Source organism: Aeromonas sp. HMWF015 (assembly GCF_963878965.1).
Classification (GTDB): domain Bacteria; phylum Pseudomonadota; class Gammaproteobacteria; order Enterobacterales; family Aeromonadaceae; genus Aeromonas; species Aeromonas veronii.
Genome location: NZ_CAWNZT010000042.1, coordinates 1 through 8,932 on the forward strand (window position 1 = coordinate 1; position 8,932 = coordinate 8,932).

Genomic DNA, 8,932 nt, shown 5'->3' on the forward strand with positions numbered 1-8,932 from the left:
CCAAAAGAGCCAACTGGTGCAGTTGGTCGAGTTGCTGCACAAGTGGAACAAGGCTTACAATCTCACCTCGGTGCGAGATCCGGACGCCATGCTGGTCAAGCATATCCTCGATAGCCTGGTGGTAAGCCCCCACTTGCATGGTGAGCGCTTCATCGACGTGGGGACAGGTCCCGGCCTGCCTGGACTGCCGCTGGCCATCATCAACCCGGACAAGCAGTTCGTTCTGCTGGACAGTCTGGGTAAACGGATCAACTTCATCCGCCAGGTGATCCAGGAGCTGGGTCTGACCAATGTGACGCCGGTCAAATCCCGGGTTGAAGAGTATCAACCCGAGGTGGGATTTGATGGTGTACTGAGTCGGGCATTTGCCTCGCTGGAGGACATGCTGAGCTGGTGTCACCACCTGCCGTCAGAACAGGGCTGCTTCCTGGCGCTCAAGGGACAATATCCCGAGCAGGAGCTGGCCCAGTTGCCTGCCAATATCCGTCTGGTAGCCTGTCATGAGTTGCGGGTGCCGGAGCTGGAAGGCGAACGTCATCTGCTGGAATTCAAACATATCCAGCCCGAATAGGGTCGCAGTTTCATTTAGGGGATCGTGTGGGAAAAGTCATCGCCATAGCCAACCAGAAGGGTGGAGTGGGTAAAACCACCACCTGTGTTAATCTGGCCGCCTCCATGGCTGCCACCCGGCGCAAGGTGCTGGTGATCGATCTGGATCCGCAGGGCAATGCCACCATGGGCAGCGGTGTCGACAAGTATGACGTCGAGCGCACCGCCTATGAGCTGCTGATCGAGGATGCCCCCATCAGCGAAGTGATCATCCCCGAAACCACCGGGGGCTATCACCTGATCGCCGCCAACGCCGACGTGACCGCGGCCGAAATCCGTCTGATGGAATTTTTCGCCCGCGAAATCCGCCTGCGCAATGCGCTGGCCTCGGTGCGGGACAAATACGACTACGTCTTCATCGACTGCCCGCCCTCTCTCAACATGCTGACCGTGAACGCCATGGCCGCCGCCGACTCCGTGCTGGTGCCCATGCAGTGCGAATATTACGCGCTGGAGGGGCTCACCGCCCTGGTCGACACCATCAGCAAGCTGGCCGCCGTGGTCAATCCGGATCTCAAGATCGAAGGGGTGCTGCGCACCATGTTCGATCACCGCAACCGGCTAGCCAATGATGTGTCCGATCAGCTAAAACAGCACTTTGGCGACAAAGTCTACCGCACCATCATTCCCCGCAACGTTAGACTGGCTGAGGCCCCGAGTTTCGGTGCCCCGGCCATGCACTATGACAAATCATCGGTGGGCGCCAAGGCCTACCTGGCTCTGGCTGGCGAGATCCTGCGCCGCCAGGAGCAGGAACGTCAGGCGACCATCGCAGACCGAGAGAGCATATGACTCCGAAAAAACGTGGACTGGGCAAGGGGCTGGATGCCCTGCTCAGTACCAGCACGGCTGCCCGCCAGAAACAGGTGATGAGCGATCAACGTACTGAAGAGGCCATGGCCCCCACCAATCAGGGCGAGCTGCGCAAGCTGCCGGTGGAGTGGTTGCAGTCCGGCAAGTACCAGCCCCGCAAAGACATGTCCCAGGATGCACTGGAAGAGCTGGCCAACTCCATCCGCGCCCAGGGGGTGATCCAGCCCATCGTGGTACGCCCTCTCGGCGAACAATCCTTCGAAATCATTGCCGGTGAGCGGCGCTGGCGCGCGTCCCAGCTGGCGCGGCTTGAGGTGGTGCCCTGTATCGTCAAGGATGTACCCGACGAGGCTGCCGTCGCCATCGCGCTGATAGAGAATATTCAGCGGGAAGACCTCAATGCCATCGAAGAGGCGGTCGCTTTACAAAGACTGCTGACCGAATTCGAGCTCACCCACCAGCAGGTGGCCGAGGCGGTGGGCAAGTCCCGCACCACGGTGACCAACCTGTTGCGTCTCAACCAGCTCAACGACGATGTGAAGCGTTTCGTCGAGCACGGCGACCTCGATATGGGCCATGCCCGTGCCCTGCTGGCCCTGAGCGGCCAGGCCCAGTCTGAAATGGCCAAGCTGGTTGCCCAGAAAGGGCTGACCGTACGCGATACCGAGAAGCTGGTGCAAAAAGCGCTCGAACCGGCAAAAGCCAGGGTCGAACCGGCCCGTGATCCGCAGATCGGCTACCTGGAGCGCCAACTGGCAGAAAAAATTGGCAATCAGGTGCAACTTCAGCCTGGCAAGCGGGATAGCGGGAAGTTAGTAATAAGTTACGAGAATTTGTCCGATTTGGACCGTATATTGGGCTGTTTTGGCGTGTCGGAATCGTGATTTTTACGCTTTTTGTAGTAATAAAACATCCATTCCTTTTGATATGACCATAACCCTGATTTGCCGCGGAAAGCCGCAAAAATTAAGGATTTTTGTCATATTGCAATAGCTGCCCTCAAGGGTATAATTTGACCGGCTTTAAGAGCTGTTAACATGGGGTCTTCGGATCCCGATTTTTTACAGTTCTGTAATGTTCAGGGGTAGGTTGGTGAAGCAGAAAATAGCCTTGGAAGGTTTGACACTGGCCTTGGTTATGCTCGTTTGTCAGCTCATCCTGATCCTGGCGATGAGTGCCGTCTGGTTTTACCTGACTGGTGCCAGCGCCGGTTATTCCGCCCTCTACGGAGGGGGGATGTACTGGGTTCCTCAAGCCTTGTTTACTGTCTGGGTGCTGCGCCGCAAGGTGACAACCGAGAGTGTGGGCCTGGTTTTGCGGGACTTTTATGGTGGGGTAGGGATTAAGCTCATTTCTACAACAGGTCTATTCGCCCTGATGTTTGGTGCGGGAGTCGAGGTCGTTACCGTCTCGTTTTTCGCCACTTATATCCTCGCCCTCGTTGTACAGTGGATGGTTTCATTCACGCTTAACAACCACTATTAGGAAAACTCATGTCTGCAACCGGAGAAGTCCTGACTCCTCAGGGATATATCTCCCACCACCTGACCCACCTTCAAGTCGGGTCCGGGTTCTGGACGGTCAATATCGACTCAATGGTATTTTCCGTCGTGCTAGGCGCCCTGTTTATCCTGCTGTTCCGCAAAGTAGCCGTTAACGCTACCAGCGGTGTGCCGGGTAAGCTGCAGTGCTTTGTGGAGATGCTGGTCGAGTTTGTGAATGGTAACGTCAAAGACATCTTTCACGGTCGCAACAAGGTCATCGCACCTTTGGGACTGACGGTGTTTGTGTGGATCTTCCTGATGAACCTGATGGATCTGATCCCCGTTGACTTTATCCCTCACGCTGCACAATTGATGGGTATTCCCTATCTGCGTGTGGTTCCCTCTGCTGACGTTAACATCACCATGTCCATGGCTTTGGGCGTGTTCTTCTTGATCCTGTATTACAGCATCAAGGTCAAGGGGATCGGCGGGTTTGTGAAGGAGCTGACGCTTCAGCCTTTCAACCACCCGGCGGCCATCCCGGTTAACCTCATCCTGGAAACTGTTACGCTGATTTCCAAACCTGTTTCTCTGGGTCTTCGACTGTTCGGCAACATGTATGCTGGCGAACTGATCTTTATCCTGATTGCGGGTTTGTTACCCTGGTGGTCACAGTGGATCCTGTCCGTGCCTTGGGCAATTTTCCACATCCTGATCATCACTTTGCAGGCATTCATTTTCATGGTTCTGACCATCGTATATCTGTCGATGGCGCAGGAAGACCATGGTTGATGCAACTCAAATAATCCTTTTTATACAATCAATTACATCTAAATAACTGGAGATCCTCATGGAAAACTTGAACATGGACCTGCTGTACATCGCTGCTGCAATGATGATGGGTCTGGCTGCTATCGGCGCTTCCATCGGTATCGGTATCCTGGGTGGCAAGTTCCTGGAAGGTGCTGCTCGTCAACCGGATCTGATCCCTGTTCTGCGTACCCAGTTCTTCATCGTAATGGGTCTGGTGGATGCGATCCCGATGATCGCCGTTGGTCTGGGTCTGTACGTGATGTTTGCGGTTGCTGGCTAAGTCGTTACGACTCTCCAGGCATAACCCATTAACTAACTTAAGAGGACATCGGCTGTGAATATCAATGCCACCCTCCTCGGCCAAGCAATTGCTTTTTTCTTCTTCGTAGTGTTTTGCATGAAGTACGTATGGCCGCCGCTGATTGCAGCCATCGAAGCCCGTCAGAAAGCTATTGCTGACGGTCTCTCTTCTGCCGAACGTGCCAAGAAAGATCTGGATTTGGCCAAGGCCAACGCCACCGATCAGCTGAAAGAAGCCAAGCTGCAGGCTGCTGAAATCATTGAGCAGGCTAACAAACGTAAAGCCCAGATCATTGATGAAGCTGCCGCTGGTGCCCAGTCTGAGCGGGAAAAAATCCTGGCTCAGGGCCGTGCCGAGATCGAAGCTGAACGTCATCGTGCCAAAGAAGAACTGCGTAAGCAGGTTGCTGCTCTTGCCATTGCTGGTGCAGAGAAGATCCTGGCGCGTCAAATCGACCAGGCTGCCAACAGCGACATCGTCGACAAACTGGTAGCAGAACTGTAACGGGAACGGGGCTATGTCTGAACTGACTACAATCGCTCGCCCCTACGCCAAGGCTGCTTTCGAGTTTGCCGTTGAGCACAAGGCGGTTGACCAGTGGCTGGGTATGCTCGGTTTCGCTGCGCAAGTAGTGGAAAACGAGACCATGCACAACCTGGTAAACGGCTCTGTGGCCGCCGAAGAGCTGGCAACGCTGTTTGTCGGTGTCTGCGGTGAGCAACTCGACGTGCATGGCCAGAACCTGATCCGGGTGATGGCCGAGAATGGTCGCTTGGGTGTGCTGCCGGCGGTCGTTGCTGAATTTGTAGCGTTCAAAGCTGAACTGGATAAAGAGGTTCAGGCTGACGTGATTTCGGCGATCGAACTGACCGACCAGCAGAAAGCCAATATTCAGGCTTCTCTGGAACAACGTCTCGCGCGCAAAGTGAAGCTGAATTGCAGCATCGATGCGTCCTTGATGGCCGGGGTGCTCATCAAGGCCGGTGATCTGGTAATCGACGGCACAGTCCGCGGTAAGCTGGATCGCATGGCTGACGCGCTGCAATCTTGATTGGGGTATTAGAGCATGCAACTGAATTCCACTGAAATCGCCGAGCTGATCAAGCAGCGCATTGCGCAGTTTGATGTAAAGAGCGAAGCGCGTAACGAAGGTACTATCGTCTCTGTGAGCGACGGTATCATTCGTATTCACGGCCTGGCTGATGCCATGCAAGGTGAGATGATCGAGCTGCCGGGCAACCGCTACGCTCTGGCATTGAACCTGGAGCGTGACTCCGTCGGTGCGGTGATTATGGGTTCCTATGACGGTCTGTCAGAAGGAATGAAAGTAAAAGGTACTGGCCGTATTCTGGAAGTGCCGGTAGGTCGTGGTCTGTTGGGCCGGGTGTTGAACACCCTGGGTCAGCCGATCGACGGTAAAGGTCCGATCGACAACGACGGCTTCTCGCCGATCGAAGTGATCGCACCGGGCGTTATCGAGCGTAAGTCTGTTGACCAGCCGGTCCAGACCGGTCTGAAAGCCATCGATGCCATGATCCCTATCGGTCGTGGCCAGCGTGAGCTGATCATCGGTGACCGTCAGGTTGGTAAGACCGCCATCGCGATCGACACCATCATCAACCAGAAAGATTCCGGCATTAAATGTGTTTACGTTGCGATTGGCCAGAAGGCCTCCACCATCGCCAACGTGGTGCGCAAGCTGGAAGAGCACGGCGCCCTGGCCAACACCATCGTGGTGGTTGCCTCTGCCTCCGAAGCGGCTGCTCTGCAGTACCTGGCTCCGTATGCCGGTTGCTCCATGGGTGAGTACTTCCGTGACCGCGGTGAAGACGCGCTGATCATCTATGATGACCTGTCCAAGCAGGCCGTAGCTTATCGCCAGATCTCCCTGCTGCTGCGCCGTCCGCCAGGACGTGAAGCCTACCCGGGTGACGTTTTCTATCTGCACTCCCGTCTGCTGGAGCGTGCTGCTCGCGTTAACGCCGAGTACGTAGAGAAGTTCACCAAGGGTGAAGTGAAAGGCAAAACCGGTTCTTTGACCGCACTGCCAATCATCGAAACCCAGGCGGGTGACGTATCTGCGTTCGTTCCGACCAACGTGATCTCCATCACCGATGGTCAGATCTTCCTGACTTCACAGCTGTTCAACTCCGGTATTCGTCCGGCGGTTGACCCGGGTATCTCTGTATCCCGTGTAGGTGGCGCTGCTCAGACCAAGATCGTCAAGAAGCTGTCCGGTGGTATCCGTACCGCGCTGGCCCAGTATCGCGAACTGGCGGCATTCGCCCAGTTCTCTTCCGATCTGGACGAGGCGACTCGCAAGCAGCTGGATCACGGTGTGAAAGTGACCGAGCTGATGAAGCAGAAGCAGTACTCTCCGCTGAGCGTGGCTCACCAGTCTCTGGTGCTGTTCGCCGCCGAGAAAGGCTATCTCTCCGATGTCGAGCTGAACAAAATCGTCGACTTCGAAGCCGCTCTGCTCTCTTACGCCAATACCCAGCATGCCGAGCTGATGGCTGAAATCAATGCCAAAGCCGACTACAACGACGCGATCGTTGGCAAGCTGACTGCGTTGCTGGATAGCTTCAAAGCAACCCAGACCTGGTAAGCGTGTGTGGCAGCGTGAGCTGCCACTTGATGGAGAGTAAGAGATGGCCGGCGCAAAAGAGATACGTAACAAGATCGGGAGTGTGAAAAACACTCAGAAGATCACCGGCGCTATGGAAATGGTGGCAGCAAGCAAAATGCGCCGTGCGCAGGAACGCATGTCTGCCAGCCGTCCGTACGCTGAAACCATGCGCAAGGTGATCGGCCATATCGCTCAGGGGAACTTGGAATACAAGCACCCCTACCTCATCGAACGTGAGGTCAAGCGAGTGGGTTACATCGTCGTCTCCACCGACCGTGGCCTGTGTGGCGGTTTGAACATCAACCTGTTCAAGGCTGCCCTCAATGATATGAAGCAATGGAGCGCGAAAGGTGCCAAGGTTGACCTGGCATTGATCGGTAACAAGGCCTCCAACTTCTTTGAACGGCACGGCGCCAAGGTTAAAGCTCATGTCGCAGGACTGGGCGATAGTCCGAGCGTCAATGACCTGATTGGTTCAGTCAAGGTCATGCTGAAGGCTTACGACAACGGTGAGATTGACAAGCTGTATCTGGTGTACAACAAGTTCGTCAACACCATGGTGCAGCAACCACGGGTCGATCAACTGCTGCCTTTGCCCGTAACTGAAGACAGCAAGCTCGCCAAGAAACACCACTGGGATTACCTCTATGAGCCGGATCCCAAGAAGCTGCTGGATACCCTGCTGGTTCGCTATGTCGAATCTCAGGTTTACCAGGGTGTAGTGGAAAACTTGGCAAGTGAACAGGCAGCCCGAATGGTTGCCATGCAAGCCGCGACTGACAACGCCGGTAACCTGATTAACGATCTGCAACTGGTATACAACAAGGCCCGTCAGGCCAGTATTACCCAGGAGCTGACAGAGATCGTATCCGGTGCTGCTGCGGTGTAAGGCAAGGGTTATCAAAGGTTTAGAGGATTTGACATGAGTAACGGTTTCATCGTCCAAATCATCGGCGCTGTGGTGGACATCGAGTTCCCGCAGAATGCCGTGCCCCAGGTGTACGATGCACTGAAGGTCGTTAGCGAAGGTCAAGGCCAGGGTCTGGTGCTGGAAGTTCAGCAACAGATCGGTGGCGGCGTCGTTCGTTGCATCACCATGGGCTCCTCCGACGGTCTGCGTCGTGGGTTGGAAGTAGTGAATAGCGGTAAATCCATCCAGGTTCCGGTCGGTACTGCGACTCTGGGTCGGATCATGAACGTACTGGGCGAGCCAATCGACGAAAAAGGTCCGATCGGTGAAGAAGAGTGCTGGTCTATCCACCGCGCTGCTCCCAGCTACGAAGATCAGTCCAACAGTAACGATCTGCTGGAGACTGGCATCAAGGTTATCGACCTGGTATGCCCGTTCGCCAAGGGTGGTAAGGTTGGTCTGTTCGGTGGTGCCGGTGTAGGCAAAACCGTAAACATGATGGAGCTGATCCGTAACATCGCGATCGAGCACAGTGGTTACTCTGTGTTCGCCGGTGTTGGTGAGCGTACCCGTGAGGGTAACGACTTCTACCACGAGATGATGGAGTCCAACGTACTGGACAAAGTATCTCTGGTTTACGGTCAGATGAACGAGCCGCCCGGAAACCGTCTGCGCGTTGCGCTGACCGGCCTGACCATGGCCGAGAAGTTCCGTGACGAAGGTCGAGATGTGCTGTTCTTCGTGGACAACATCTACCGTTACACCCTGGCCGGTACTGAAGTATCCGCACTGCTGGGCCGTATGCCTTCTGCAGTAGGTTACCAGCCGACCCTGGCCGAGGAGATGGGTGTTCTGCAAGAACGTATCACCTCCACCAAGACCGGTTCCATCACCTCCGTACAGGCCGTTTACGTTCCTGCGGATGACTTGACTGACCCGTCTCCGGCGACCACCTTCGCCCACCTGGATGCGACCGTCGTACTGTCCCGTCAAATCGCGGCACTGGGTATCTACCCGGCCGTTGACCCGCTGGACTCTACCTCTCGTCAGCTGGATCCGCTGGTGGTTGGCAAAGAGCACTACGAGACCGCTCGTGGCGTTCAGACCGTACTGCAGCGCTACAAAGAGCTGAAGGACATCATCGCCATCCTGGGTATGGATGAACTGTCAGAAGAAGACAAACTGACCGTAGCCCGTGCCCGTAAGATCGAGCGTTTCCTGTCCCAGCCGTTCTTCGTAGCAGAAGTGTTTACCGGTTCTCCGGGTAAATACGTGCCGCTGAAAGAGACCATCCGTGGTTTCCAGGGCATCCTGAAAGGCGAGTATGACGATCTGCCCGAGCAGGCGTTCTACATGGTTGGCGGTATCGACGA

At 55.5% G+C, this 8,932-nt stretch carries 11 protein-coding genes; all 11 read left to right on the forward strand.

The window, feature by feature from the left end:
* Positions 1-571 (forward strand): 16S rRNA (guanine(527)-N(7))-methyltransferase RsmG (gene rsmG, locus AACS18_RS02070; protein WP_108613587.1); only part of this gene is annotated, 571 nt, incomplete at its 5' end.
* 26 nt (positions 572-597) lie between these two features.
* On the forward strand, positions 598-1,401 hold the full coding sequence (locus AACS18_RS02075) for a ParA family protein (RefSeq protein WP_005342341.1): 804 nt from the start codon (positions 598-600) through the stop codon (positions 1,399-1,401).
* Positions 1,398-2,306 carry a ParB/RepB/Spo0J family partition protein gene (locus AACS18_RS02080; protein WP_108613588.1) on the forward strand — a complete coding sequence of 303 codons (909 nt, stop codon included), beginning with the start codon at positions 1,398-1,400 and terminating at the stop codon, positions 2,304-2,306. Before AACS18_RS02075 ends, AACS18_RS02080 begins: the two co-directional genes overlap by 4 nt.
* A 190-nt stretch (positions 2,307-2,496) precedes the next feature.
* On the forward strand, positions 2,497-2,907 hold the full coding sequence (locus tag AACS18_RS02085) for an ATP synthase subunit I (RefSeq protein WP_181363384.1): 411 nt from the start codon (positions 2,497-2,499) through the stop codon (positions 2,905-2,907).
* A gap of 8 nt (positions 2,908-2,915) precedes the next feature.
* A complete protein-coding gene (gene atpB, locus AACS18_RS02090; protein ID WP_005342348.1) occupies positions 2,916-3,698 on the forward strand; it encodes a F0F1 ATP synthase subunit A in 783 nt (260 codons plus the stop codon).
* 58 nt (positions 3,699-3,756) lie between these two features.
* A complete protein-coding gene (gene atpE, locus AACS18_RS02095) occupies positions 3,757-3,999 on the forward strand; it encodes a F0F1 ATP synthase subunit C (protein WP_005307205.1) in 243 nt (80 codons plus the stop codon).
* 54 nt (positions 4,000-4,053) lie between these two features.
* A complete protein-coding gene (atpF, locus tag AACS18_RS02100) occupies positions 4,054-4,524 on the forward strand; it encodes a F0F1 ATP synthase subunit B (RefSeq protein ID WP_005339336.1) in 471 nt (156 codons plus the stop codon).
* Between the two features lie 13 nt (positions 4,525-4,537).
* The gene (atpH, locus tag AACS18_RS02105) at positions 4,538-5,071 is read left to right on the forward strand and encodes a F0F1 ATP synthase subunit delta (RefSeq protein WP_005339341.1); all 534 of its coding nucleotides are present in this window, start codon (positions 4,538-4,540) and stop codon (positions 5,069-5,071) included.
* A gap of 15 nt (positions 5,072-5,086) precedes the next feature.
* Positions 5,087-6,628: a F0F1 ATP synthase subunit alpha gene (gene atpA, locus AACS18_RS02110; RefSeq protein WP_005339342.1), complete on the forward strand. Its 1,542-nt coding sequence runs from the start codon at positions 5,087-5,089 to the stop codon at positions 6,626-6,628.
* A gap of 43 nt (positions 6,629-6,671) precedes the next feature.
* Positions 6,672-7,538: a F0F1 ATP synthase subunit gamma gene (gene atpG, locus AACS18_RS02115; RefSeq protein ID WP_005339343.1), complete on the forward strand. Its 867-nt coding sequence runs from the start codon at positions 6,672-6,674 to the stop codon at positions 7,536-7,538.
* A 33-nt stretch (positions 7,539-7,571) separates the two neighbouring features.
* Positions 7,572-8,932: F0F1 ATP synthase subunit beta (atpD, locus tag AACS18_RS02120; RefSeq protein WP_108613589.1), on the forward strand; the 1,361-nt coding region annotated here is incomplete at its 3' end.

Bases quoted from the DNA above. Each gene is read 5' to 3' on its own strand.
- AACS18_RS02080 (WP_108613588.1), top strand. From the start codon at position 1,398: ATGACTCCGAAAAAACGTGGACTGGGCAAGGGGCTGGATGCCCTGCTC.
- AACS18_RS02085 (WP_181363384.1), top strand. From the start codon at position 2,497: ATGTTCAGGGGTAGGTTGGTGAAGCAGAAAATAGCCTTGGAAGGTTTG.
- atpB (WP_005342348.1), top strand. From the start codon at position 2,916: ATGTCTGCAACCGGAGAAGTCCTGACTCCTCAGGGATATATCTCCCAC.
- atpE (WP_005307205.1), top strand. From the start codon at position 3,757: ATGGAAAACTTGAACATGGACCTGCTGTACATCGCTGCTGCAATGATG.
- atpH (WP_005339341.1), top strand. From the start codon at position 4,538: ATGTCTGAACTGACTACAATCGCTCGCCCCTACGCCAAGGCTGCTTTC.
- atpA (WP_005339342.1), top strand. From the start codon at position 5,087: ATGCAACTGAATTCCACTGAAATCGCCGAGCTGATCAAGCAGCGCATT.
- atpG (WP_005339343.1), top strand. From the start codon at position 6,672: ATGGCCGGCGCAAAAGAGATACGTAACAAGATCGGGAGTGTGAAAAAC.